The organism is Kitasatospora acidiphila, from assembly GCF_006636205.1.
Classification (GTDB): domain Bacteria; phylum Actinomycetota; class Actinomycetes; order Streptomycetales; family Streptomycetaceae; genus Kitasatospora; species Kitasatospora acidiphila.
The window spans coordinates 6140323-6162991 of sequence record NZ_VIGB01000003.1 but is presented as its reverse complement, the minus strand read 5'-3'; the positions used below and the strand labels follow the sequence as shown (position 1 = coordinate 6162991).

The 22669-nt window shown below is 69.5% G+C and carries 33 protein-coding genes; 1 reads left to right on the top strand and 32 read right to left on the bottom strand.

Annotation, left to right across the window (positions count from 1 at the left end):
- Positions 1-2 precede the first annotated feature (2 nt).
- The 27 genes from E6W39_RS29215 to E6W39_RS39795 all read right to left on the bottom strand — a co-directional run bounded on the left by E6W39_RS29215 (position 3) and on the right by E6W39_RS39795 (position 17322).
- Entirely contained in the window at positions 3-305 is a 303-nt protein-coding gene (locus E6W39_RS29215) for a hypothetical protein (protein WP_228718401.1), read from the bottom strand.
- A gap of 26 nt (positions 306-331) precedes the next feature.
- Positions 332-937, bottom strand: coding sequence for a hypothetical protein (locus E6W39_RS29210; protein WP_141636040.1), 606 nt, complete (start codon positions 935-937; stop codon positions 332-334).
- Between the two features lie 11 nt (positions 938-948).
- On the bottom strand, positions 949-1446 hold the full coding sequence (locus tag E6W39_RS29205; RefSeq protein WP_141636039.1) for a phage tail tube protein: 498 nt from the start codon (positions 1444-1446) through the stop codon (positions 949-951).
- A gap of 143 nt (positions 1447-1589) precedes the next feature.
- Entirely contained in the window at positions 1590-2030 is a 441-nt protein-coding gene (locus tag E6W39_RS29200; protein ID WP_141636038.1) for a hypothetical protein, read from the bottom strand.
- Between the two features lie 2 nt (positions 2031-2032).
- The gene (locus tag E6W39_RS29195) at positions 2033-2296 is read right to left on the bottom strand and encodes a hypothetical protein (protein ID WP_141636037.1); all 264 of its coding nucleotides are present in this window, start codon (positions 2294-2296) and stop codon (positions 2033-2035) included.
- Positions 2293-2733 (bottom strand): HK97 gp10 family phage protein, encoded by a 441-nt coding sequence (locus tag E6W39_RS29190; RefSeq protein ID WP_141636036.1) that lies wholly within the window; start codon positions 2731-2733, stop codon positions 2293-2295. Before E6W39_RS29190 ends, E6W39_RS29195 begins: the two co-directional genes overlap by 4 nt.
- Positions 2733-3128, bottom strand: coding sequence for a hypothetical protein (locus tag E6W39_RS29185; protein ID WP_141636035.1), 396 nt, complete (start codon positions 3126-3128; stop codon positions 2733-2735). Before E6W39_RS29185 ends, E6W39_RS29190 begins: the two co-directional genes overlap by 1 nt.
- Before the next feature lie 66 nt (positions 3129-3194).
- Positions 3195-3767: a hypothetical protein gene (locus E6W39_RS29180; RefSeq protein ID WP_141636034.1), complete on the bottom strand. Its 573-nt coding sequence runs from the start codon at positions 3765-3767 to the stop codon at positions 3195-3197.
- A gap of 43 nt (positions 3768-3810) precedes the next feature.
- Positions 3811-4233, bottom strand: coding sequence for a DUF6093 family protein (locus tag E6W39_RS29175; protein ID WP_141636033.1), 423 nt, complete (start codon positions 4231-4233; stop codon positions 3811-3813).
- The gene (locus E6W39_RS29170; RefSeq protein WP_141636032.1) at positions 4230-4694 is read right to left on the bottom strand and encodes a DUF6093 family protein; all 465 of its coding nucleotides are present in this window, start codon (positions 4692-4694) and stop codon (positions 4230-4232) included. Before E6W39_RS29170 ends, E6W39_RS29175 begins: the two co-directional genes overlap by 4 nt.
- An 82-nt stretch (positions 4695-4776) precedes the next feature.
- A complete protein-coding gene (gene folE / locus E6W39_RS29165; RefSeq protein ID WP_141636031.1) occupies positions 4777-5367 on the bottom strand; it encodes a GTP cyclohydrolase I in 591 nt (196 codons plus the stop codon).
- Between the two features lie 102 nt (positions 5368-5469).
- The gene (locus E6W39_RS29160) at positions 5470-6084 is read right to left on the bottom strand and encodes a PIG-L deacetylase family protein (protein ID WP_220140276.1); all 615 of its coding nucleotides are present in this window, start codon (positions 6082-6084) and stop codon (positions 5470-5472) included.
- Complete coding sequence (locus tag E6W39_RS29155) at positions 6078-6902, bottom strand: 5'-3' exonuclease (RefSeq protein ID WP_220140275.1); 825 nt, start codon at positions 6900-6902, stop codon at positions 6078-6080. Before E6W39_RS29155 ends, E6W39_RS29160 begins: the two co-directional genes overlap by 7 nt.
- Before the next feature lie 38 nt (positions 6903-6940).
- Positions 6941-8080, bottom strand: a complete 1140-nt coding sequence (locus tag E6W39_RS29150; protein ID WP_220140274.1) for a glycosyltransferase family 4 protein — start codon at positions 8078-8080, stop codon at positions 6941-6943.
- Entirely contained in the window at positions 8077-8634 is a 558-nt protein-coding gene (locus E6W39_RS29145) for a phosphoribosyltransferase (protein ID WP_181799491.1), read from the bottom strand. The genes E6W39_RS29150 and E6W39_RS29145 overlap by 4 nt, the downstream gene beginning before the upstream one ends.
- Positions 8631-9578: a radical SAM protein gene (locus tag E6W39_RS29140; protein WP_141636028.1), complete on the bottom strand. Its 948-nt coding sequence runs from the start codon at positions 9576-9578 to the stop codon at positions 8631-8633. Before E6W39_RS29140 ends, E6W39_RS29145 begins: the two co-directional genes overlap by 4 nt.
- Entirely contained in the window at positions 9575-10609 is a 1035-nt protein-coding gene (locus E6W39_RS29135) for a glycosyltransferase family 2 protein (protein WP_141636027.1), read from the bottom strand. The genes E6W39_RS29140 and E6W39_RS29135 overlap by 4 nt, the downstream gene beginning before the upstream one ends.
- Positions 10606-11049 (bottom strand): hypothetical protein, encoded by a 444-nt coding sequence (locus tag E6W39_RS29130; protein WP_141636026.1) that lies wholly within the window; start codon positions 11047-11049, stop codon positions 10606-10608. The genes E6W39_RS29135 and E6W39_RS29130 overlap by 4 nt, the downstream gene beginning before the upstream one ends.
- On the bottom strand, positions 11046-11606 hold the full coding sequence (locus E6W39_RS29125) for a formylglycine-generating enzyme family protein (RefSeq protein ID WP_141636025.1): 561 nt from the start codon (positions 11604-11606) through the stop codon (positions 11046-11048). The genes E6W39_RS29130 and E6W39_RS29125 overlap by 4 nt, the downstream gene beginning before the upstream one ends.
- Before the next feature lie 14 nt (positions 11607-11620).
- Entirely contained in the window at positions 11621-12319 is a 699-nt protein-coding gene (locus tag E6W39_RS29120; protein WP_220140273.1) for a reverse transcriptase domain-containing protein, read from the bottom strand.
- A gap of 241 nt (positions 12320-12560) precedes the next feature.
- Complete coding sequence (locus E6W39_RS29115) at positions 12561-13274, bottom strand: 7-carboxy-7-deazaguanine synthase QueE (RefSeq protein WP_220140272.1); 714 nt, start codon at positions 13272-13274, stop codon at positions 12561-12563.
- The gene (locus tag E6W39_RS29110; RefSeq protein WP_141636023.1) at positions 13271-13666 is read right to left on the bottom strand and encodes a 6-pyruvoyl trahydropterin synthase family protein; all 396 of its coding nucleotides are present in this window, start codon (positions 13664-13666) and stop codon (positions 13271-13273) included. Before E6W39_RS29110 ends, E6W39_RS29115 begins: the two co-directional genes overlap by 4 nt.
- Positions 13663-14370, bottom strand: coding sequence for a 7-cyano-7-deazaguanine synthase QueC (queC, locus tag E6W39_RS29105; RefSeq protein ID WP_181799490.1), 708 nt, complete (start codon positions 14368-14370; stop codon positions 13663-13665). The genes E6W39_RS29110 and queC overlap by 4 nt, the downstream gene beginning before the upstream one ends.
- 288 nt (positions 14371-14658) lie before the next feature.
- Positions 14659-15225: a Scr1 family TA system antitoxin-like transcriptional regulator gene (locus E6W39_RS29100; RefSeq protein ID WP_141636021.1), complete on the bottom strand. Its 567-nt coding sequence runs from the start codon at positions 15223-15225 to the stop codon at positions 14659-14661.
- A 255-nt stretch (positions 15226-15480) separates the two neighbouring features.
- Complete coding sequence (locus E6W39_RS29095) at positions 15481-16359, bottom strand: hypothetical protein (RefSeq protein WP_141636020.1); 879 nt, start codon at positions 16357-16359, stop codon at positions 15481-15483.
- 115 nt (positions 16360-16474) lie between these two features.
- On the bottom strand, positions 16475-16972 hold the full coding sequence (locus E6W39_RS29090; protein WP_181799489.1) for an ATP-binding protein: 498 nt from the start codon (positions 16970-16972) through the stop codon (positions 16475-16477).
- A gap of 23 nt (positions 16973-16995) precedes the next feature.
- A complete protein-coding gene (locus E6W39_RS39795; RefSeq protein WP_181799488.1) occupies positions 16996-17322 on the bottom strand; it encodes a hypothetical protein in 327 nt (108 codons plus the stop codon).
- 445 nt (positions 17323-17767) lie between these two features.
- Between E6W39_RS39795 and E6W39_RS29085 the strand changes: the two genes are divergently transcribed.
- Positions 17768-19120: a hypothetical protein gene (locus E6W39_RS29085; protein WP_141636018.1), complete on the top strand. Its 1353-nt coding sequence runs from the start codon at positions 17768-17770 to the stop codon at positions 19118-19120.
- On the opposite strand, the gene E6W39_RS29080 is transcribed toward E6W39_RS29085, so the two are convergent.
- The 5 genes from E6W39_RS29080 to E6W39_RS29060 form a co-directional block, all read right to left on the bottom strand.
- Positions 19117-20145 carry an NAD-dependent epimerase/dehydratase family protein gene (locus E6W39_RS29080; protein ID WP_181799487.1) on the bottom strand — a complete coding sequence of 343 codons (1029 nt, stop codon included), beginning with the start codon at positions 20143-20145 and terminating at the stop codon, positions 19117-19119. The two genes, E6W39_RS29085 and E6W39_RS29080, sit on opposite strands and share 4 nt — an antisense overlap.
- A 46-nt stretch (positions 20146-20191) precedes the next feature.
- Positions 20192-20998: a hypothetical protein gene (locus tag E6W39_RS29075; protein ID WP_141636017.1), complete on the bottom strand. Its 807-nt coding sequence runs from the start codon at positions 20996-20998 to the stop codon at positions 20192-20194.
- 8 nt (positions 20999-21006) lie between these two features.
- Complete coding sequence (locus E6W39_RS29070) at positions 21007-21333, bottom strand: hypothetical protein (protein ID WP_141636016.1); 327 nt, start codon at positions 21331-21333, stop codon at positions 21007-21009.
- A gap of 79 nt (positions 21334-21412) precedes the next feature.
- Complete coding sequence (locus tag E6W39_RS29065; RefSeq protein WP_141636015.1) at positions 21413-21619, bottom strand: hypothetical protein; 207 nt, start codon at positions 21617-21619, stop codon at positions 21413-21415.
- On the bottom strand, positions 21619-22668 hold the full coding sequence (locus E6W39_RS29060) for a major capsid protein (RefSeq protein WP_141636014.1): 1050 nt from the start codon (positions 22666-22668) through the stop codon (positions 21619-21621). The genes E6W39_RS29065 and E6W39_RS29060 overlap by 1 nt, the downstream gene beginning before the upstream one ends.
- Between the last annotated feature and the right edge of the window lies 1 nt (position 22669).

Below are 22669 nucleotides of genomic sequence, written 5' to 3'. Positions count from 1 at the left end.
GGTCACTCCTTCCTGGGCCGCAGCCCGATCTTCACCCCGCGTCCCTCGGCCCCGTCCGGGACCCGTTCACGCTCCATCTCCACCAGCTCGCAGCCCGGGCAGCGCACCGTCTCGGCGACGTACGCGAACCGGTCACCTCCCGCGCGTTCGTCCCACTCCGCCGCCCGGGTTCCGCACCCGTCGCACACATGCCGCCGGTAGGCGAGGAAGGCCAGCGCCTTCGCTCGGTCCAGCGCCGTCCACCGGCCCGATCCGGCGCCGGTCAGCTGGCTGTGCGGGATCCCGTACCGGTCGGCGAGCTCCATCTCCGCCCGGAAGGCCGGGTCGGCGGTCAGCCTTTTCCCAGGTCGGCCCGAACCGTCTGGTTGACCAGCAGCGCCGCGGTGAACAGCGCCCGCGCGTCAGCATCGGACCAGGTGTCCAGCAGCTCCTGGGCCTCGGCCACGCTCAGCCCATCGACCTCGGCGCCGTCGGTGTCGCGCTCGACGTGGCAGGCGGCCACCAGCGCGGCCGGGAAGGAGTGCACGTTGTACTCCTGGCCCTTGTCGGCCTGCTCCTGGGTCGGCGGATGCTCCGCGAGCAGCTGCTCCCACACCGGCCTCGGCAACCCCCGGAACGTCAGCTCGACCGTGGCGCAGTCCAGTTCACGCTCCGCCCGGTCCAGCGCCTCCTTCGCGGCGGTGACCAGGGGGTGCTGCTCGGCCCACTGCTCGCGCTGCTCCGGCGGCACGCCCTCGGTGTCGGCGGCGGTGCGCGCTGCTGCCCGCGCGGTCGCCAGGCCGATCGAGGCGCGGTTCACCGCGTCCTTGGCGCTCTGGTCATCGCAGAAGGAGGCGGTGCGCTCTGGCAGGCGGCGGGCCCGCAGCCGGGCCATCTTCCGCGCCCAGTGCGCGTCCTTGGCTACCGCTGTCGGCGGCGGCTCGATCATGCTGCTCATCGCCGCCCCGCTCAGCCAGCCGCAGCGGCCGGGACCGCGGCATCCAGGGTCGGCACGTCGGTCACCGCGAAGACGACCTTGAACTTCGCCGGCTCCGTGCCGGTCGAGTACGACGCGGCGCGCGAGGCGACCCGCACCGGGAAGGCATCCATCGACTTGGAGTTCGGGACGTCGCCCTTGCGGAGGATCACCACGTACCCGGTGACGCCCTTGCTGAGCAGGGTCTCCACGACCTCGCTCGCCAGGTCCTCGTAGAAGGTGAGGCTGGAGGTGGCAGCCTTGTCCTCGCCCGGAATGCTGCTGGCGAACGTAGAGCCCAGGTCGGGGGTGTCGATCGGGCTGTTCTCCAGCGCCCAGCCCTCGACGTCGGACACCAGCTTCGACAGGTCCGTCCCGCCGGGCCCGCTCAGCTCGGCCCGGGTCGGGATGTTGCTCGCCGCCGCGATGGTCTTGACGAAGAAGATCCTGGTGACGCCGCGGCGCATGAACCGCTGCTGCGTGGTGGCCACGCTGACTCTCGCAATCCGGGGACGGCCCGGAGTACCCGGAGACCCGACCCCAACCAGCCGCCCCAGCAGGGCGGAAGGGAGTCAGCCCGTGCCGGCGGCCGGGCGTCCGTGCGAGGTCTCCACGGTGAGAACGTGCTCAGCGGTCAGCTACCCGGAGTCGTCACGTGCAGGGCGAACCGCTCGACGTAACTGTATACGCCGCTGACCACACTGATCCCATCGCTCTTGTCCAGCTCCCGGCCCATCACCGCGAACCCGGTCGGCGTGATCGGCGTGGCGAAGCCGCTGTTGACGGTCCGTCCGAGCAGCGTGGTGCGGACCTTGTCGGCCATCCACTCGGCCTGCTCGGCGGTCGACCCGATGCTCGTCACCTGCACCAGCACCTTCGCGTCCGCATCCGCATCGCCGAACGGCGGCCCGTCCATCGGGGCGGTACCAAGTGGGTAGAGCACGCAGTACGGGATGGTGTTCCCGGTCGGCTTGTCGGCGACCAGCGGCGCCGCCCCGTAGCCGCAGCTGCGCCCGGTCGCGGACGCGAGCGCCGCCTGCACCGCCAGAGAGATCACCCGCCCTGATACGGCCACGGCTACTCCTCCTCCTCGTCGTCGGCTTCCACCTCTACGACCCGCGCGGCGGTCACCTGCCCGGCCAGGTCCAATGAGGCGTAGCCGAGCAGGCCGGTGCGGTCCCAGATCGGCATGGTGTCGGGCAGCGGCTGGGTGATCAGGCCGAGCTCGCCGTCGTCGTCATGGACTTCGGCGACCACTACCGCCCGGCCGAGCATGCCCAGGCCATGCGAGCTGAGAACTCCCGCGATCGCGGCGTGCAGATCGTCGTCGAACGCACTCACTGACCGCTCCCTTCGGCAAGCCGGGCCATGGCAGCGGTGAACAGCGGCTCGATCTGGGCCACGGCCGGAGCAACGTGCGGGTAGGGCGGCTGGTGGAAGACCCTGTCCAGAATGTCCGGGCCGACGAACCCGAACTCCAGACGACGGGCCTGAGGCTTGTTCGTCCCGACTACCGCCTCCACCCCACCTGACACGGTGCGCACCTCGTGCGTCCAGGACCGCCGGTAGTCGCCCGTCACCGCGTTCGGGCCCGGCCGGCCGGACGCCTGCGCCTTGATCGCAGTCTCCAGCAGCATCGCATGATGCCGCACCACCGCAACGGCCGCAGGGAGCAGCGCGGCAGCCCGCGCCTCCAACTGGACCGCCAGCTGCGCGCCGTTGCTGTACGCCCCGGCTGACGGGTGCGCGTTCGGGTGCGGGTTCACAGGCGAGGCCATCAAGCGATCTCCTCCAGCAGCCCCCACCGGCCTGCTGCCCACTCGGTCAGCTGCGCCAGCACGGCCCGGGTGTACTCCCCCGGCTGCCCATCCATCAGGTCGTGCCGGTTCAGTACGGTCCGCTCCAGCTCGCCCGCGTCGATCGCCTCCAGAAAGGAGGCAGCAGCCGGACCCGGGTCCGGCGGAACGCCGACCACTACCTTGGCTACGCCCTCCCAATGATCTGCCGCAGAGGGTCCGAGCAACAGCGCGAGTTGAGGCACCTGCCCCGCCTGGTGGTGCAGCGTGTAGGAGCGGACCTGATCGGACACATCGTGCCCGTCGATCGTCAGCGAGGAGTCCAGGCCGGATGCAGTGATCCGCACCCGGCTCGGCACCTGCGTGTCAGTACTCATACCGACGACCCTAGGCAGCGCAACCGACACAGCTCGGTCACGATCATCAGCGGTCCGCACTACTGGCTACGGCTTGCCTGACTCCGAGGCCGGAGCACGGAAAATGCTGAACTCTCGATGCACGTAGTTCGTGCCGCGCCCGCGCTGACGCTCAATCACTACACCTTCGCGAAGCCACTGTCGAAGCCAGCGACTGTCCTCACCCCCACGGCCGAACGCGAGGCGGTCAGCGGAGAGCAATTGGAGAAACCTCGTCTTCGACAAGCCGTCTTCACCTGCGTCGCGGAGCGATTCAAGCACCTGCTCCTTGGCCTGCTGGTCGTACAAGTCACCCGCAGTCGGCATCTCCCGGATACGCACCGCAGCATCGCCAAGGTCTACACCGGCTCTCACGGCCCAGGCCTCGACGAAGGCATCGACGGAAGCCTCGTCCGTGGCCCCCAATACGAACCCAAGGCACTGGAGGATAGCGTCCTCCCGCATGGCGCTCGTCACCTGCTCCGCGCCGTGGAACGTGGCGCTGGTGCGCCCAAACCCGACAGCGTCCAACCGGCTCTGCACCACGCGGTGGCGCAGCTCCAAGACCTGCTGGATCATCGCTTCGGCAGCGTCGGCGGGATTTGCGAAGGTGTGCGTCATGCTGCCGACCGTACTCGGTCGCGGTGCTTCCAGATTCGGAAACTCATGGACCGGTGATCTCGTCAAGACGAGTCACACGAGCCACTTCCACGGTGCTGGCCTCCGCAGGATCCAGCACCTGCCAGGTGCGACCTACCGTTCCGGCCGTCGCCGACGCCGCCGATACGACGGACACCAGATCGCCGCGCTGCGGCAGCGACGCAGACAGCGGCGTCACCAAGCCATACCAACTCGCGGAGCCATCCAGCCACTTGCCGCCCACCAACTGCTCGACCGTCGTCAGGCCATGCGCCGAGAGCACCGCTCCGGGCCCCTCCCATACGAGCACCACGGGCACCGGCCCAACAAGACCGGTCTCCGGATCCAGCACGGCGATGCCGGTCGGGCGGCTGATCCGCACCCGGTCCACCATCACCGTTGTCTCCAGGTGCTGGCGCACCGCACCCAGGTCCACAGGTACCGTCACGAAGCACCACCCGGAGCCGACGCGACGTGTTCGATTCGCATCCAGGTGGACCGCACGACCTGCACGGTGCCGGACTCGCCCGGATCCATGGCGCGCCACACCCGGCCGACCGCCGCGCTGTCATCGCTGTGCACGACGGTGACCATGTCGCCCACCTGAGCGGCCGGGGCGGACAGCGGAGTGAACAGGATGTACCGGGAGTCCCCGTCGTCCTTGTACGCCTGGCCTTCCAGGCGCAGGACCAGCCCAGGGCCTCCAGCGGGTTTGTGCGCTCCGGGCCCCTCCCAGATGACGGTGTCCGGGCCGGGTTCCATCTGGCCGGTGTCCGGGTTGAGGACGGGTGCACCCGCTCGGTAGATGCGCACGATGTCGGTCAGGAGTCGTCGTTCGACCAAACCAGCAACGCTGGCGGGCAGCAGCCCGCCAGCGTCGACCGTGGCCATGGGTGTGGGGGTAGTCATGGCTCTGAGCGTAGGAATCGCAGCTGACACTCCACCGGACCGGCGCGCCAGCACCAGGATGGGACGAGGCTTCGCCGAGCGCCTATCGAGCAGATGCAAGAGCCAACCGCTCAATCCGGGCGGCCAGTTCGGGGTCGCTGGCGGTACGGCCGAGACGGCAGGACGTGACGGTCCGCACCGATCCCGTCTCGACGCCACGCATGCTCATGCACAGATGCTCGCCCTCGGCGTAGACCGCGACGTCGTCCGTGCCGGCGGCCTTGGCAAGGTCGCCGGCGACGTCAGCGGTGATGCGCTCCTGGAGCTGCAACGCGTGGGCGTGGACTCGGAGTTGACGGACGAGCTTGGACAAGCCGAGGACCTGTGCTTGGGGAACGTAGGCGATGGAGACGGTGAGACGGAACGGGAGCAGGTGGTGCTCGCACAGGCTCCAGACCTCAATGCCGCGCAGCAGGACGAAGTCGTCGTGGGTGGTGCTGTGGGTGAAGGTGGTGCCGAGTGTGCCGTGGTCGCGGTCGAGGAAGTCCGTCCACCACGCGGCGACCCGGCGTGGCGTGTCGGCCAGGCCCTCGCGGTCGGGGTCCTCGCCGAGAGCGACGAGCAGTTCGCGGGTGAGGTGTTCGACGCGCCCGGTATCGACAGGGCGGCGGGTGGGAGTTGGTATGGATGCCATGGTTTCCCCTTTCAGGGCATGACGGTTGAGGCCATTGCATGACGGATACCGGTGGCGGCCCGGCGTGGGGTCGACCCGATTTCGGCTCGGACGATGGTGTGGTCAGAGCTGGGTGGCCGCAGGCAGGCGACCGAGGATGGGCAGGGCGGTGAACGCTTCGGCGTAGTCGGCGCCGATCCGGGCACCCCAGAGTCGGCCGAGGTGTTCGGCCATCGGGCCGAAGTGCTCGGCGATTGGCTGGGAGGCGTGGGCCTTCAGCGCCCGGATCTTGGTGGGGAACGTGGCAGTTGCGTCCACGATGGTGTCGGCCCGCAGCGGACCGTCCAGAGTGAGCGAGTTGTAGGTGTCGCAGGTGTAGAGCCTGCTCGGAAGGCCGGTGGCGATCACCGGTTCAGGCAGGGCCGTGAGGACGGCTTCGGCGACGGCCCGGTGCTCGGGGTGCACGTCGCGCAGCGGGTGGGTGATGACGATGTCGGGCTCGGTGTCCATGAGCAGGGCATGAACCGCCGGGGCATCGAGGACGGGAAGCTGACGCAGGTCGGCGCCGAGCACCGCGGCACTTGCGACGGCCTCGGCATCCCGAACGGCGTCCCGGTGGGGAACAGCGACGGTGACCCGGGCGTGGGCGGCATGGTGGGCCAGAGTGGCACCTGCCCAGAGTTCGGCGTCGTCGGGGTGCGCGAAGAGGGCCAGGATCGAACCAGGGGCGCTCACCACAGCCCCAGTTTCTCCACCACCTCAGCGGGCTTGGGTAGTTGGGGGCTGACCTCGCCCGTAGGGATGAGCGGCACATCGAGGTCGCGCTGCATCGTGATCACGTCGCGCCAGCGCAAGACGTCGCCCCAGCTCGCGATGATCGCCTTACCCTTGGCGCCGGCCAGTCGACCCGAGGTCGGCAGGTCATCCAACGCGATGTTGTCGCGAAGGAGTTGGGAGGCGACTTTGGCGCCGACTCCCCTGACGCCAGGAATGTTGTCGGACTTGTCGCCGGTCAGGGCGCGGAAGTCCGGCCACTGTGTGGGGGTGACGCCGTAGCGTTCGATGACTTCGGCGGTGGTGATGAGCCGCCGGGTCGCCTTGCGGGATCGATTGATGATGCGGATCTGGTCGGTGAGCAGCTGGTAGTAGTCGGCGTCGCGGGACATGATCCGCACCGGTCGGGTCTGGGCGGCCCGTGTGGTGAGGGTGGCGATCACGTCGTCCGCCTCTTGATCTGGCAGTTCGACCCAACGGATACCGTGCTGGTCCAGGCCCTCCTTGACCGGGGCGAGGAACTGCAGCGGCTTGAGGGCTTCAGGGGTCGCCTCGCGGTTGGCCTTGTAGCCCTGGTCGGCGGCCACGCGATCAGCGGTGCCGTGTTCCCCGTCGAAGACAACTACGACCTCAGGTGGGTCCACATCGAGGTCGTCGCGGATCGTGGCGCGCAGCAGGGCGAAGAACGCGAACAGGCCGGTGAGTTCACGGGTCTTGTCGCGGGAGCGCACCTCGGCGGGGAAGCCGAAGGTTCCGGCCCACAAGACGTTGAAGCCGTCCACGAGCAGGAGCGGGGCGGGGCCGGTGGTGGATGCGGGCATCACGAGATCGCCTCCAAGAAGAGGTTGGCGATCCGGTAGGGCGTGAAGTCCTGGGCCCGCCGGTACACGGTCTGTGTAGTCGCGCCGTACAGTATGTCATCTTCCAGGAGGGTCTGTGCCGCCTTGTGGAGGGCGTTAGGGCCCGCGTCGCGCGGCACGAGCAGGTGTTCGCCGTGCCCCGTCGGCTCGATGAGCGCGGGCAGGTTGCCGACGCGGTAGGCGACGACTGGAGTTCCGACGCTCATGGCCTCCAGCGCGACCAGGCCGAAGGTTTCCCGGTGGCTCGGAACGATCACCACAGCGGCGTCCGCGAGCCAGCCAAGCACCTCCTGCCAGGCGAGCGCGCCACGAAGTCGGACGTTCGAGTGCTGGACGGCCAGCGTCCGGCAGTGGGCCAGCAGCGTGGCCTGGGAGCCTGTGGCGTCCTCGAATCCGGCTTCGGCGAGCGCAACGTCCAGCGGACGGTCCCAGCCGGCGGCGGCTTCGAGGAGTTCGGCCACGCCCTTCTCCGCCCCGAGCCGGGCCAGGACCCTGACCGGGCCGCTGCGGCGCAGCTCCTCGCGCCGTGCACTGCTGGGCGCGGCAACTGCCGGGCCGGACAGCAAGGCGTTGGGCACGATTCTCGTAGCCGGCAGCGCCCATCCTGCCAGCTCCAGCTGCTCGTGGATGAAGGCGGAGGGGACGATGACGTGGCTCGCCCTGGCCAGCGCCGGGCCGGCGTCCAGGGTGGCGGGCTGGACGTGGGCGGCCAGGACACGGTGAACGTGGCCTGGGAGGTCACCGCTCAGGCGACCGAGTCCCCACAGCGCGTCGGCGAACAGGACGGTGTCAGTCCGGTGCTGGGTGATCAGCTCGCGGATCTGCTGGCAGAGGTCATTGTCCTGCCAGGTGATAGCGCGGCGCAGGGTCTCGTCGTCGCAGGGGAACGTCACCCCGGCCAGGTGCAGCCGCTCCACCCGCACGCCCGGCAGGCCAGGCCGGTCAGGCAGTGGGGCGGCGGTGGCGATGACGGGGCGGTGCCCTGCTTGGGCGAGGCCCAGAGCGAGGGCAGCTGTGGCGCGTTCGATGCCGGCGGGGGCGTCGGGCGCCCAGGATACGAGGACAAGCAGCACGCCACGGGACGTGGCGCTCGTGGTCACCGGGTCGCCACCTCCTTCGGCACCGGCAGCTGCCGGGTCTCGCCGGAGTGGGTTGCCTCCCAGGGGAAAACGACCCAGTCGTCCACGTCCCAGACCCAGCGGTCGGGGCCTTCGGCGCAGCCGGCATTGCGGCACAGCGCCGCGGTCTTCAGTACGGCCCCGGTACCGAGCAGGGCGCGGGAGACGGCCGTGAAGGTGGCGCCGGACCCAGCGATGTCGTCGACCAGCAGCACGGTGCCGTCGAACTGCCTTGGCAGACCGCCAGGTAGGGTCACGGTGACATCGCCGGTGGCCTGCTGCCAGAGCTCGTCCGTCGGGTTGTGCCGAGCGATGATGAGGTGCAGCGGGACCTTGAGGTAGTCGGCGATCACGGTGGCTGGCCTGGTGCCACCGTTGGCGATGCCGACAACCGCGGTCACCGGTGGCTCGCATCCGACCACGGACTCGGCGATGAGGCGGGCGGCGGCGTAGCACTGGTAGAGGGTGGGGACGTAGGGCGCAGTGCGGGCGAAGAGGCGCTGCCCGCCAGCGGGCTGCTGGGCGGTGTCGGTCACGATGCGCTCCGGGCGGTGGGCAGGTGCAGATCCTGGGGGCCGGTGACGGGGATGAACGCGGCGATGCCGGTGGCGCCACCGGTATTGCGCCATGCGTAGCCGTCAGCACGCAGCACCGTGAAGCCGTCGGCGCTGTCGCGGGTACGAAGCCGCACCCGCAGCCCATCGGGGACGGTGAGGGCTTCGATGGCGGCGGTGGCCTGGTCGTCGGTGAGCATCTGCTGTTCGGCGATGGCCTTGCCTTCGCCGATGGGCAGCATCTGCAGGAAGGTCACGCCGCCGACGCCGAGCTGCGCGGCCAACTCCAGCAGGGCCTGCGCCTCGTGCTGGTTGGAGCGCATCAGCACCATCTGGAACTGGACCCGCAGACCCTCGCCGACTGCGGCACGGGTGCCGTCGATCGCCCGGCTGTAGCTCTCGGCTCCGCGCCAAGCGTCGTGGGTGGCCTCGGTGGCGCCGTCCAGTGAGATGCGGATGGCGTCGAGCGCGGGGGCCAGCTCGGGGGCGCGCCTGGCCAGGTGCCAGCCGTTGGTGGTGCAGCTGACCACCGCCTGGCGGCCGGCGCGGATCGCCAGGGCGAGGTCGGGCAGGTCGCGCAACAGCAGCGGCTCTCCGCCGGAGATGTCCACGCCCAAGATCCCGGACTCGCCGATGTGCCTGGCCAGGGTGCGACGCTCCTCGGCGGTGGACTCGCGCACGCGCTTGTCGTCCAGGCACTGCGGGCAGGTGAGGTTGCACCGCACGATCGGCGACCAGCACATGCTCAGCGGCGCGGTCGGCTTGAGCTGGCCGTGCATGGCCTCGGGCCAGGCCGCGACCTCCTGCTCATCCAGGCCGAGGGGTCCGGGCGGCAACGGCCGCGCCGGCAGGTGGTTGGTGCCGGTGGCCGGGTCGTGGACGACGGTGGTGCCGTGGATGTCGGCGGCGGCGAACGTGCGGATCATGCGGTGATCACCTCGGCGTCGGTCAGGAGCTTGTCGGTGGCAGCAGCGAAGTCGCGCCCTCGCCCGGTGGGGGCCGGCTGGGCGAGCAGGGTCCGGTAGTGGGCGAGGGTGGCGGGCCAGGCGGCGAGCTTGGTCTGCCACTGGGCGGCGGCGTCTGGCGGGTCGAGGTGGTAGCCGACGGCCTGACGCAGCGGGACGACCAGGCAGCGAGCGGCAATCAGCGCGGCACCCAGGTAGGTGTCCTCCATGCCCCAGCCGATCCGGCCGAACTCCTCGTCGAAGCCGCCGACGTCCACGAGGCGCTCGCGGGGGACGCCGAGCAGCGCGGTGACAGCCATCCGGGGCAGGTCCCAGTCGTAGTAGAACCGGCCGTACCCGAGGTTCTGGAAGTCGTCGGTGGCATCAAGCGGTCGGCCGTGCAGCGGCTCGGTGAGCGTGATGCCGGAGTACGGCAGCAGGGTGTTGATCGGCGGCGTCCAGGTGACGCGGTGGTCGGCGGCCAGCTGCGGCGGGTTCTCGGGCAGCATCGGCCCGCACGCGGTGCGCAGGAAGGGAAGGTTGTGGCGGAAGCCGGTCAGCACGGTCTCGGGCCGGGCACGGGCGGCGAAGTCCGCGAGCACGTGCGAGGGCAGCACCATGTCCGAGTCCACGAACAGCAGGTTCTCCGCTTGGGCGAGGCGGGCGCCGACGTTGCGGGCACCGGCCGAGCCGGACCGGGTCGCCAACCGCACGGCGGTGGTGACCACGGGGTGCCGACGGGCAATCTCGAAGGTGTTGTCGGTGGAGGCGTCGTCCACGACGATCACATCCACCGGCCCGGCGGTGTGCTGCGCGGCGAGCGCGTCCAGCACCGTCGGCAGGGCGTATGCGGTGTTGTGGGCCGGGAGCACCACCGACAGCGGACGGCCTTCGGCGGCCGCTGCTGGAGTCGGCTGGTGCCAGCCAACCCTGGTACCGCCGTAGAACCCACCGGTGATGTAACTGTGGTCGTTGGAGCGCGTCTTGAGCGTATCCGCGAGCGTGGCGGTCACGGCCACCTCCATTCGTCGAGGACGGCGGCGGCCTCGGCCCAACCGCGCGGGTCGTAAATCCATTGCAGGGCGGGCCGTGCTGGGTGGGCGAGCAGGTCGGCGAGCGGCACCAGGTACGCGGGCTCCAGCACGAGTAGAACTCGCTCGGGGACTCCCCGGTTCTGGAACTCGTGCTCCAGTTGCTCGGCAATGAGTGGGCGCAGCCGTTCGGCACGCGCGACCGTCAGCTGCCGGTCGTACGAGGTGAGCAGGGCGTCGGCGCGGATGAGCCCGTGCTCGGCCGACAGGAAGCGGATGCGCTCCCGCGCCTGCCGATGGCCGGCGAATCTCGTCCGCAAGTGCGGGGCGATACCGCCGGTGTACCGCTCCAACGCGGGCAGCGGCCTGCGCTCCGGTGCCTTGCGACGGGAGCAACCCGCGATCACCAGGTCCCTGATCATGTCGCCCTCACCACCCGCACGCCGATGCCTGCGGAGCCCAGCTCGGCCGGAGCCGCGTTCAGGAACGTGCACCGGGCGTACAGGGACAGGGAGTTGTAGGAGCCTCCCCGGATGATGAAGCCGCCGCCGATGGTCGGAGATGAGGTCCACTCCCAGCAGTTACCGCCCATGTCGAGTAGGCCCTGCTGCGTCACTCCGTCCGGATGGGCGTCCACCGCGGTCAGCCGGCCGGGGCCGCCGCGCAAGTTCGCCCTGCCGGGGCCGGGCTCCTCGCCGCCCCACGGGTAGAGCCTGCGGCCGGGGCCGGAAGCCGCCCACTCCCACTCTGAGGAGCGGGGTAGCCGCCCGCCGAGGTCGGCTGCCAGCCGGGCGGCCTGTGCGTGGACCAGGCCGGTCAGCGGGAGCGCACCGCCGCCCTGCCCGGCCTGGGCCAAGGTGAGCGGGGTGACTGTCCATTCGAGGTCTGGCACCTTCACCCGGCGCTGCCGGTCGCCGAACAGGCAGATGCCGCCCGGGACCGGAACCCACACCAACTGCTGGTCAGGGTTGTTCTCCATGATGTCGCCTCCCCTCATCCGGCGATCAGGAAGAGATCTTCGGCGTTGACACCGCATCGGATCTGGCTCTTGTCCGGATGCGGCTCAAGACCGCACCCGGCCAGGGCCTCCATGACGGCGGCCATCGCCTCGCGAGCCTGCTTCTCGTCACGGCAGAACAGGCAGTAGTTGTCGGCGAACCGCACCACCCAGTAGCCGGCCAGCGCCGCGTCTGCGCGAGACAGCCGCAAGTTGATCAGCAGCGGCGCCAGCGCGGTGCCGGGCACGATCGGGTACGGCAGCGGCTCCAGCACCTTGCGGAAGTAGCCGAGGAAGGTCCCGTCGGCGACATGCTCGGCCAGCCAGTCAGTGACCTCAGCCGCGCTGGACCCGGCGGAGGTCTGGCGCACGTCCAGGTCCGCCACCCACCGGTGCCCGGCCCGCAGGTGCCGGTCGGCGTCTCGCAACGCCGTGATCCGGTTGCGACCGGCCCGGTAGCCGGACACCCAGTCGGCGAACGCCCTTGCCTCCAGCACCGGTTCGATGGCGTTGCGCATCGCCCGCTGCACCACCCGATCGGCGACGGTCGGAATCACCGCCGTGAACACCTTGCCGGTGTAGGCCGTGATCGCGACCTCCCGCACGGGGCTCGGCTGCCAGGTGCCGGCGTGCAGCTGCTCAGCAAGATCTGCGAGGCGGCCGGACAAGCCGGTACGGAACTGCGCCCAGCTCATCCCGTCCGCTCCAGGAGCCCCACCCCGGCGCATGCAGGCACGGGCCGCCCGCTTCAGGTGCTTGGGATCCACGAGAAACGGCATCAGCGAATGGGCGCGCGCAGCCGAGGAGTTGGGTATGCTGGGCACAGCCCGAGTGGCAGGCAGGCTCCCGCTCCCCCCTCTACACGCTTGGCCGCTACCCAACACGCGCGGCCTCGGGGATCCGGAACGACCGCCCCACTCGGGCGTCTTGCTGTCCTTACCGGCCACGTTCATCCTCCCAGAGCAGCACATGCAGGCGGTTGCTGAGATTCCAGCCGCGAGCCAGCACCGCGTCCGCCAGCGCGCGCATCCCCGCGAGCACCGCGCCACTGCTCGTTCCCTCCGGCATCACCCACACCTCGGTCAGATCGAACTCGTCGACCAGGGCCGCGATTTCCTCCAGCTCCGCGACCTGCCGGACGACGAACTTGAATCGGGCCTTGCCGGACGCCGCCAGCACCCGCAGCGCCGCGCCGTTGACCGCCTGATCGTCCAGGGCCGCGAAGCCGGCCAACTTCGGGGAGACGTTGAACCCCTCGACCAGTCCCACGAGTTCGGGCAGCGGAACGATCGTCCCGTTGGTCTCGATCTCGACCCGCCGGTCCGGCAGCAGCTGGACCAGCCTCAGCAGCTCGCGCTGCTGGATCAGTGGTTCACCGCCGGTGACGACCACCCGCGCCGTCAGCCGGTCCGTCACCCAGGCCGCCACGTCCTCGACGCTGTGGCGGGTGGAGACCTCACTCGGATCGAACCTGGTCCAGTCCCACGTGTACGGGGTGTCGCACCTGGGGCAGTGCAGGTTGCAGCGCGAAAGCCGGATGAACAACGCCTGCCGCCCGGCGGTCGGGCCCTCGCCCTGGAAGGTGGGGCCGAAGGTCTCGGCGATCAGCAGTCCCCGGGCCCCGGGTTCCTCCCGGACGGGCGCGCTCACCGGGCCACCTCGAACTGCGCCCAGCTGCTCGCGGTCTCCGACACCCGCACCGCGGTCAGGCGGCCAGGGAGGCCGGGCTCGACGTGCTCGACGAACCAGCCGGCCAAGTAGGCGGCCAGGTTCTCCGAGGTCGGTACGAGCTCGGGCAGCGCCTCGTTCAGGACGCGGTGGTCGAGGGCACTGTCGATCATCATCTTGACCGGCGCCAGGTCCCCGAAGTCCGTGACGAAGCCGGGCCCGCTCAGCCGGTCGGCGGTCAGGACGAACTCCACCTCATAGGAGTGGCCGTGCAGCCGGGCGCACTGGTGCCCATCGGGCAGGCCGGGCAGGTAGTGCGCGGCCTCGAACCGGAACCGCTTGCCGATCCGGTGCTCTCCGGTTAACGCGGTCACGAGGCCGCCCCTGGGGTGGCGCTGGCGTAGACGGTGGGGTCGCTTACGCCCGCCAGCGCGAACGCCTCGATCCGCTCGGTGCACGTCCCGCAGGTCCCGCAGTGCACCTGGCCGCCCTTGTAGCAGGACCAGGTGTCCTCGAACGGCACGCCCAACTGCCGCCCGATCTCCACGATGTCGGCCTTCGTCAGGCCGATGAACGGCGCCAGCAGCTCGAACCCGTCGGCGAGGAAACCCTCGTTGCCTTCCCGCGTCATCGCCGCGAACTGGTCGAAGAAACTGGCTCGGCAGTCCGGGTAGATCGCGTGATCCCCGCTGTGTGCGCCGAACGCCACGGCGTCCGCGCCCGTCGCGACGGCCCCCGCGACGGCAACGGACAGCATGATCGTGTTGCGGTTCGGCACGACGGTGCTGCGCATGGTCTCGGCGGTGTAGTGGCCATCCGGGACCCTCACACCCAGGTCCGTGAGAGCCGACCCGGTCAGCAGCCGACCGAGCCCACTCAAGTCGACGACCTCGTGCGAAGCACCGAGGTGACCGGCGATACGCCCGGCGTACTGCAGCTCCGTACGGTGCCGCTGCCCGTAGTCGAACGACAGCATGGTGAGGATGGCTCCTCGGTCGGCGAGCCAGTACGCCACGGTGGTGCTGTCGAGCCCACCGGAGGCGATCACTATGGCGTGGCATGGTGACTTGTCTGTCATCTCCGTACTTTCGGTAGTCCCCCGCATGGAGGGAGGAGTGAGTCGGTCCCAGGCAAGTGCCCTAAGGCGCCGGTCAGTTGGGAATAGAGACACCGGGTCGTCGGCCCGATCTTCGAAACTCCCAGCTCTCACCACCGCGCAAGAGCTGGGCAGTTACTTGGTGTCGTCAGATGCTGGGTGGGGCCGCACGGTCCTTGTGGGTGGCGCGGCCCCGTATGCTCTCGCCGGCGACAGCCGAGCAGGGCATGTTGAGCATCGGGCGGAGGCAGTTCCGGTGACCGGCGTCGATCAGCGGGCGTCGATCACCGCGGTGATCAGGTCTCGCGCATCGTCGCCGAACACAGCGACGTTACTGAGCTGATCGAAGGCGTCGTTGAAGCGCCTGACCGCTGCCATGTCGGTGGCAGTGCTGTGGCCCTCGTAGTCGTCGAACTCCACACGCACGCCGTTGATGATCGCGAAGCCGCCACCGGGGACGACCGGCATCTCAGCCGTCGCCGGGATGATGCCGAGCGTCAAGCCAGGCGTGGTCATGGCCTCCAGTAGATAACGGAGCTGATTGTTCATCACCTCTCGTCCGCCGAAGCCCGAGAGCAAGGTGCTCTCGGTCATCACGACGTGGTAGGTGCGGGTGCCGTCCATGTACTGTCGCCGCGCGAGCCGCGCGGCGACAGCCGCGTCGACGTCAGCCTGCGATGTGCCGCCGCGCCGGAACAGCTCGGTCGCATAGTCGCGGGTCTGCAGATCGCCCCAGATGAACAGCGATTCAAACACCTTCTCGTCCCTTGCGCTGGCAGCCAGCGCGAGGAAGTTCTCCTGTGACGGGGCGAGGTCGGTGAGAGTGGCGATTCCCATAAGCGTCTTCCTTCACTGGTGATGGGTTAAGGCGAGCACGGATTCAAGCCGCTTCAGGAGGTACGTCATGCCTGGACCGCGCTGGCTGGTAGACGGACTCGCGGATGACGTCGATGAGTTGGTGGACTGCGAGGTCGACCGGTGTATCAGGCCCCGGCCAGGGGAGGCCCCGGCTCGCGATGTCCGCCGGCAGGACGGTGCGGGCGTCACTCGCAGAGGCGATGCCGTGCCGGGTGGGCTGCCACCGGGACCGTCTCACGCCTCTCCGCCGTCCGGGCCGAAACGGGCCAACCACAGCCCTGGCCTGGCGACTTCCACCCCTACGGGCAGGCGCTTTCCGTCGTCCTCGAACAGGGAATGTACGAGCGGCGGACCACCAGCCGCCATGACCGCCCTGATGAACTTGGTGCCCTGGTTGTACATCAGACGCACCAAGCACAGCGGAGGCAACAAGGACAGCAGCGCCGTTGCCCAGTACCGCAGCGTCGGCCCCCGATCGCCCTTCTCGTGGAACTTGGCGCCTGCCCCGAACAGCTCATCGGCTACCTGCCGGAAGACGACCATGGCGTGCCCTTCGCTAACCGGCGGAATCAACCGCATCTCCGAGCGGGGCCGGCCGGTCAGCGTGATCTCGAGCTGCTGCAGGTTGTTGAACGCGAGCATGCCGGGCCACTTGTGGCACTGAGCTATGTGGGTCAACTCGTGTGCGAAAACCATGGTTTGAATGCGCGTAGTGGAGCGTGCCGCCCCGTGAGCGGCTGGCGTGATCACCAGCTCTGGCGGAGCCCCGTCCTCCGAACCATAGACGACCTTGCCCAACTGCAGGGGGTTCATGAGCCGTTCGGACTGGCGGTACTGCCGAGTGCCCCTTTCCGCAAGCACCGCGGCCATCTGGTGCGCTCTCTCCGTCCCAACGCGCTCCGCTGCTTCAGCGAAGCCGCGGTTCAAATGCTGAGCCGACACGTCCAAACTCGCGTCGACCGTCAGCAGGCGCACCGTCACGCGGTCCGGGAGCGGCATTTGGGAGAACTGCTCGACAAGGGGGGCAGCAGCCTGGAGAGCGACGGTGATGCTGTCGACCAGGTCGCCCCCAGGCTTCCCAGCGTCATTGCAGATCTCGAAGGTAGTGTTCATGGTCCCTTCTGGAATCGCGAGTTGAACTGATTTCAGGCACCTCCCGGATAGCGCCGGGAGGGACTTGGTGCCGGTGGCCGCCGCTCGGGTTCTACCGACGGCGGCCGCCGGAGCTTCACGAGGCGGCGCTGCTTATGGGCAGTTGAGCCCAGACGACCTTGCCGCGCGGGATCGGGTGCCAGCCCCAGTTATTGGTCAGCTCCTGGACGAGGACCAGGCCGAGGCCGGACTCGGCCTGGCCAGGCTCCGCGTGCCGTGTGACCGGTCCCGTGGGGCTCTGATCGGCGACGGCCAGCACGCAGCTGCCGTTGCCCGAGTCGATCAAGAGCGCCGTCACGCGTCCGGGAGCGTGCCGGACGACGTTTGCGAGGAGTTCGGCGGCAACGGTGCCGAGTGCGTCCCGCTCGTCTTCCGTCGCTGCGGGCCACCACTGCTCTGCGAGGCCGAGCAGCCGGTGTCGGATGCGGCGAGCCTCCACCTCGTCGGCCTTGGCGTCGTAGTAGTGCTCACGCGTTCCCGGCCCTCCCCAGCCCTCGCTCCCGTGGTCAAAGGAACGAGCACTCGGGGCAGCGGTCAGCGAAGGCAACTGGATCGGCCGGCGAGGAGTCGACACGGACCTCGCGACCCCGCTCGGCTTCACGACAACCACCTGGAGGGCTGCTCGTTGTGCGCCCTGGAGACCACCACGACGTACTGTGTCCGTGCGGCGTTCGCGACCTCGACCTGGAGCGGCTGGCCCAGCATGAGCGAGGCCATCGCGGCGCGCCCCTCCTCCACACTCGCCATCCAAGTAATGGCGGACGGGGCGGTCCACGGGTGCAGCTGCTCAGCGAGCTGTCCGACGCGGGTCTGCGCCCATGTCACGGCCTGGTAGGCATCGGCGGTCTCGAAGTACCCAAGATGCGTGGTTCCGTGGTCGTCCGAGTACGCCGCCGCCGAGCACACGAAGCCCGCGCCCGCCATAGCCCAGGGTCGCCAGGGCGCCCGAACCGGCCGAGCCGGGCGGCCGGGCGGGCGACGAACCTCGCCCCGCCGGTGTATCCCGAGCGCCCTGCGTACCAGTGCCCGCACCTGGCCGCACCGTCGACCCTGGACTGCAGCGTTACTCACCTCGTGCACCTCTCGCTGAGCTGATCGAGAACCACCCGCAACTCAGACGGCTCCTCACGGATAGCCGGGACCCGAGCGTCGGGCCTTGCGGAGATGACAGAGTCCCGCCGAACGCGGAACACAACCACGTCAACGACCACCTCACTTGATGCCTCGTCAGAGGCTTTTGGCGCATCGAGGCATCATTCGCCCATCACTTCACGGTGACGGGTGTGCGGCCCTGTATTCGCGTGGTAGTCACAGAGGGACGGCACCTCGCAGGACAAGCTGCGGCATCAGCGGAAGGCAAGGCTGTCCAGTGAATGCAGAGAAGAAGACGCTGTTCGGGCTGTTAGGCACACAACAGGGCCAGACCTACCGCGAGTTCGCCGTCGCCTATCGAAGCACCGGAAACCAGCTCTTCGAAGCGACTCGGGATGTCGCTTTCAAGGAAGCTGGAATCTCGGAGGTCACCTGGCAGCGGTGGCGCTCCGGGGCTACCGCGATCCCGCGTCACCCTGCTCCACGGATTCTGGAGCGGATGTTCCCCGGCTACTCCATCCAAGCCCTACTGGCACCAGCGAACGACGAGCAGGTGGCCGCCCTCACGCTGGCCCCCGTGCTCGATGAAAGTGAACTACGCATGACTGCGCGAGAAGCCCGCAACCACGCAACCAACGCCGCGGCCCAGATCCTTCCCGACCTGAGTCTGGACCAGCTGGAGGACGACCTGGTTCGCCTCGTCCGAGCCCACACCAACACGCCGCCCCACATCATCTACGGGCAGGCCAAGGAAGTACTCGGGCTCGCTACCGTGATGCTCGACCGCACCCAGCTCCCTTCCCAGCGGCAGCGCCTGCTTCTCGTGGCTGGAGAGAGTTCCGCCCTACTCGGAGGCTGTGCGTTCGACCTCGGCTCGCTGCCAACGGCTGTCGAACTGTTCCGCGCCGCCGCGCTCTACGGCCAGGTGGCAGAGCACGGTCCGCTCCAGGCATACGCCTACGGATATCTGGCGATCCTCTCGTACTGGGGCGGCAACCCCCGCCAGGCGGTTCAGCACGTCCAACGGGCCCAGCAATTCACGGGGGTTGGAGCGACCGGACGGGCACGGCTTGCCGCGATCGCGGCTCGCGCCTTCGCGCACCTCGGCCGAGTCGAAGAAACCCAGCAGGCCATAGAGCGAAGCTTGCAGGATCGCAGCTTGGACCGGGACGAGATCCACGACGGCATCGGCGGCGAGTTCGGTTTCAGCTTCGAACGCGTCGCCATGTCCAATAGTGCGAGCTACCTCCTGCTGCGCGACGGTGCCGGGGCCGAGTCATCTGCCCGGCTGTCGCTCGACCTCATCGCCCAGGCTCCCGATGGCTCGACGCCGTTCGCGGTCGCACCTCAGGCGTCGACCGACCTGGCGATGGCCCTCCTTCTCCGGCGCGATCTCGATGCCGCTGCCGAGGCCCTGCGCCCAGTTCTCAGCCTCCCCCGAGAATGGCGCGGCTCCGGGGTAGTCGACCGGATCAACGCCGTCCGCCAGGAACTTGTTGCGCCCACCTTCCGCACAGCTTTCGCAGCGTCATCCCTCGCCGAGCGGATCGAGGACTTCACGCTGGTGGCCGCACCACGGATCCTGGGACCAGGTGCGGTGCGGGCCGCCATCGACGGGCCTGCCAGCTAACCGAGCCCGGCCAGGATGTTGATCTCCTTCTCCGGGGAGATCCCGTGTTCGCCCCAACGGGCGTGTGGGACAGGCAGATTGCCCTGTGACAGCCATGCCCACGTGTCCGCGACCGTCTCGGCGATGGGCCGGCTGCGGAAGCCTGCCGCTACGGCGGATGTCCCGTCGACCTGCCACACCCCCGGATGCGTCCGCCACAGCGGGATCTCGCTCCACTGCCGCAGGTCGCTGCGCAGCAGGACTTCATCCGGGACCCAGACCAGCTCACCCGTACTGCTGGTCGCCGTCATGCAAGCCTCCAGGAAGCCCCCCATGGTCTCCCTGCCAATCGGTGCAACGACGTTGTGCACCTGCAGCCCCGTCTGCTGAGCCTGGTCCAGTGCGAAGGCAGCCACATCTCGCACATCCACCGGCTGGATCGTCTTCCGGGGATCCCCCGGGGCAAGGATGCGCCCGCCACGCTCAGCCCGGCGGAGCCACCAAGGCAGCCGGCCGACGTACTCCCCAGGTCCGAGGATGACGCCCGGCCGCAGCAGCGACGCCCGGTCAGCGCCGAAGGCCGCAAGCACCGCCCGCTCCGCGCCCGCCTTCTGGCGGCCGTAGTAGTAGTCCGGCCCCGTCCAGTCCGCCGGGAGCCTCCCGTAATCGACGTCGGCATCCGGCGGCCCGTCGAGAACAGGCGAGTCCAAGGACAGCGGCTCACTGGGCCAGCCCTCATAGACATTCACCGTCGAGATGTAGACGTACCGCGCCGCCACAGGCGCCAGAGCCCGGGTGCCCAGGAGCACCGTGACCGGCGCCAGCTCGGAGGCCGAAGTGTCGACCACGGCGTCCCACGGTCCCTGGGCGGCGAGCCTCGCCACGTCGTCGGCGTTCTCGCGGTCTCCGTGCACGGCAACCGCACCGGGGACCGGGATGCCCGACCTTCCCCTGGTGAACGTGGTCACCTCCCAGCCACGTGACAGAGCTTCAACCACTACCGCTCGACCGAGAAACCAGGTACCGCCCAGCACGAGAAGCTTCATGCACGCGATCCTGCCCGGTGAGCCCCTGCCGGCGCCACCTCCCCCGTCACAGATCGGGACGGGGCCCGAAGCTTCGACGACACCTCGGGTGGGAGATCGGCCACGCGGCTGCCTCGTCGACGGACCGTACCGTCCCGGTGGCCTTGTCCGGGTCGGTGTGGCTGGTCCACCCGCAGTCCGGGCCGTCGAAGACCTCGACCATGGTGACCCCTGCCTGGCGGGCCTGGTTGAGGGTGCCCGAGTTGTAGGCGACCGCGCTCTTCGCCAGGGTCGCCGCCTCCGCCCAGGCGCGGACCGGGACCCGCGCGCCGTTGCGGTAGATGACGTGGTCGAGCCGGTGCTCGGCAGTGAGCCGGTCGGCGAGAGCGCGGGCTGCCTGCCGCGCGGTGGTGTTCCCTGCCGCCAGCAGCGGCACCTCCCGGCGGGCGGCGGCTCGGGCCGCCCGGTAGAACTGCTCGGCCATCCGGCCGGCCTCCTGGGAGCGGCGCAGGAAGTCGGCGTAGGAGTCGGCGGCGAGGGCTTGGAGGGCATCGCGGTGGATCAGCGTCCACGCGAACCTGCCGCCAGACACGGCGACGGCCGCTGTTGCCCCCTGCTCGTACAGGTAGGGCAGCTGCCGCCGCACGAAGCCTGCCGCCTCCTCGTCCACAGCCCTGTGGAAGTCCTCGATCGCTCTCCTGAACTCGGCCAAGGTGGCGAGCACGTATGGGGTGCGCCAGTTGTCGGCGAAGGCCGTGATCACCGCGGCCTGCTTGGCGATCAGCCGCTGCCAGGCGTCCTCGAGGACGGCGGCGACTCGGCCGGCGACCTCTTCCTGATCGCCGGGTAGCAGCGGCGGCCACACGTACGGCACGGCAGGGCCTACCGGGTGGTGCGGGAGCGGATCAGCTGGGCGGTGACCAGCTGGTGTCCGTCCTCTGCCGCCGCCGGATCGTCCGGCGCGATGGCGTCGGCCAAGGATGCAAGCTGGCGCTCCAGGCCCGCCAGGTTCGCGGTGTTGTCGGTGGTGATCACACCGTCCACGACCAAGCGCAGCGGCTCGGCCAGCAGGCGTGCGCGACGCTCGGCCAGAATCTCGGCGGCGACGGAGCGCGCAGTGCCGAGCCGGGCGTAGCGGGTGGCGAGGTCGGTGTGGTCGGTGCTGGGGCCGAGCTGGGCGAGCAGCCAGGCGAGGACGCTCTGGTCCACGGGCGGGTCCCTTGGTCGGGGCCGCGGTCGGCCTGGCCACCGCTCGTCGTTTCGGTGGCCAGGCCGACTGCGGCCGAGGTTACTGCTCGGCGGTCTCGGGTGCGGGCGCCTCCGGCTGCTGCGCTGCCGGCCCGGGCTCGGGTGCCGGTTCGTCGGGCTGCCAGGCGTCGGGGTTGGTGATGAGCGCGGCGACTTCGGGTTCGGGTTCGTCGCCGGGCTGGAGGTGGATTCGCTCGTGGGTGACCGGGTGGTCCAGATGCACGGCGGCGGCCAGGCGGGCGCCCATCACAGCACCTTCGCGACGATGTGGGCGTCCGGGGTGTGCAGGACCGGCATGGCGACGGCGGCGCCCTTGGTCCAGATCTGCACGGGGTCATCCTGCACACCGCGGGTGATGACGATGCCCGGCGCGTCCTCGGCCGCGATCTCCGGGTTCGACCCGCGCGAGAGGACCAGGGACTCGGCGGTGGCACCGAACTGGAGCTGGCCCCACTTGGTCCGGTCCGGAGGCAGCATGATCCACCGGTCCTCGGGCAGGACCCGCGTGGGCATCCCGTCGACGCGGACCTGTGCCTTGTAGAAGGTGATCGGCGGGAGGCCGTAGTTGCCGCGCACGGTGTTGACCTGTCCGGGGGTGAGCGTCGCGGTCGGCGTGGTGCTCGGGTTCACGGAGCCGTAGTAGGCGGCCCGGTAGGCGTTGTTCTTCGCCAGGAAGCTGAACGCCTTGCGGGAGGTGAGGACCAACTCCGGCTCCGGCGCCGACAGGTCGTCCAGGTACTGGATCCAGGACAGCTCATCGGCGATCGGGTCACTGGTCGGGTCGGACCAGGGCTTCGCGGCGACCGGCATGTTCCCGGCCGGCACGCCCCAATCCACCTCCAGCGTCAGCCCGTTCTCCCCGGTCAGCGTGAACTTGCCGTCCAACAGCACGTCGCCTGCGGCGAGTTCGAGCCGGGAGCGGATGGCCTCCACGTGCCGCTCCACGTCGTCGTACAGCAGCTCGATCAGCCTGTCCTGGTCCGCACCGTGGGACTGCTCCAGCAGGATCTGCTCCTGCTCCCCCACGACGAGCTTCTGCCCCAGCGGTGGCAGGAAGCCCTCGCGGCCGGACTGCCAGGCCTGCCGCTCGGCGAACGGCACGGACGCGTCGTAGGCCCGGTACTTGGCGGTATTGACGTAGCGTCCGGTCTGCTTGAGCCGCCACTTCACCTCACGGGACACGAGCGTGGGGAAGATGCTCTGAGTGAGCAGGAAGTCAGCCGGGGTGGGGATGGTGCGGGCGAAGGTCGTCAGGTCGTGCGCCGTGACGTCCTTGATGAGGTCCTGAATGGTCACA

What these genes read in the sequence shown, in the direction of transcription:
- E6W39_RS29215 (WP_228718401.1), bottom strand. Translation starts at nt 305, where the DNA reads ATGGAGCTCGCCGACCGGTACGGGATCCCGCACAGCCAGCTGACCGGC.
- E6W39_RS29210 (WP_141636040.1), bottom strand. Translation starts at nt 937, where the DNA reads ATGAGCAGCATGATCGAGCCGCCGCCGACAGCGGTAGCCAAGGACGCG.
- E6W39_RS29190 (WP_141636036.1), bottom strand. Translation starts at nt 2,733, where the DNA reads ATGGCCTCGCCTGTGAACCCGCACCCGAACGCGCACCCGTCAGCCGGG.
- E6W39_RS29185 (WP_141636035.1), bottom strand. Translation starts at nt 3,128, where the DNA reads ATGAGTACTGACACGCAGGTGCCGAGCCGGGTGCGGATCACTGCATCC.
- E6W39_RS29180 (WP_141636034.1), bottom strand. Translation starts at nt 3,767, where the DNA reads ATGACGCACACCTTCGCAAATCCCGCCGACGCTGCCGAAGCGATGATC.
- E6W39_RS29170 (WP_141636032.1), bottom strand. Translation starts at nt 4,694, where the DNA reads ATGACTACCCCCACACCCATGGCCACGGTCGACGCTGGCGGGCTGCTG.
- folE (WP_141636031.1), bottom strand. Translation starts at nt 5,367, where the DNA reads ATGGCATCCATACCAACTCCCACCCGCCGCCCTGTCGATACCGGGCGC.
- E6W39_RS29140 (WP_141636028.1), bottom strand. Translation starts at nt 9,578, where the DNA reads ATGATCCGCACGTTCGCCGCCGCCGACATCCACGGCACCACCGTCGTC.
- E6W39_RS29130 (WP_141636026.1), bottom strand. Translation starts at nt 11,049, where the DNA reads ATGATCAGGGACCTGGTGATCGCGGGTTGCTCCCGTCGCAAGGCACCG.
- E6W39_RS29125 (WP_141636025.1), bottom strand. Translation starts at nt 11,606, where the DNA reads ATGGAGAACAACCCTGACCAGCAGTTGGTGTGGGTTCCGGTCCCGGGC.
- E6W39_RS29120 (WP_220140273.1), bottom strand. Translation starts at nt 12,319, where the DNA reads ATGAGCTGGGCGCAGTTCCGTACCGGCTTGTCCGGCCGCCTCGCAGAT.
- queC (WP_181799490.1), bottom strand. Translation starts at nt 14,370, where the DNA reads ATGACAGACAAGTCACCATGCCACGCCATAGTGATCGCCTCCGGTGGG.
- E6W39_RS29100 (WP_141636021.1), bottom strand. Translation starts at nt 15,225, where the DNA reads ATGGGAATCGCCACTCTCACCGACCTCGCCCCGTCACAGGAGAACTTC.
- E6W39_RS29095 (WP_141636020.1), bottom strand. Translation starts at nt 16,359, where the DNA reads ATGAACACTACCTTCGAGATCTGCAATGACGCTGGGAAGCCTGGGGGC.
- E6W39_RS39795 (WP_181799488.1), bottom strand. Translation starts at nt 17,322, where the DNA reads ATGGCGGGCGCGGGCTTCGTGTGCTCGGCGGCGGCGTACTCGGACGAC.
- E6W39_RS29080 (WP_181799487.1), bottom strand. Translation starts at nt 20,145, where the DNA reads ATGAAGCTTCTCGTGCTGGGCGGTACCTGGTTTCTCGGTCGAGCGGTA.
- E6W39_RS29065 (WP_141636015.1), bottom strand. Translation starts at nt 21,619, where the DNA reads ATGGGCGCCCGCCTGGCCGCCGCCGTGCATCTGGACCACCCGGTCACC.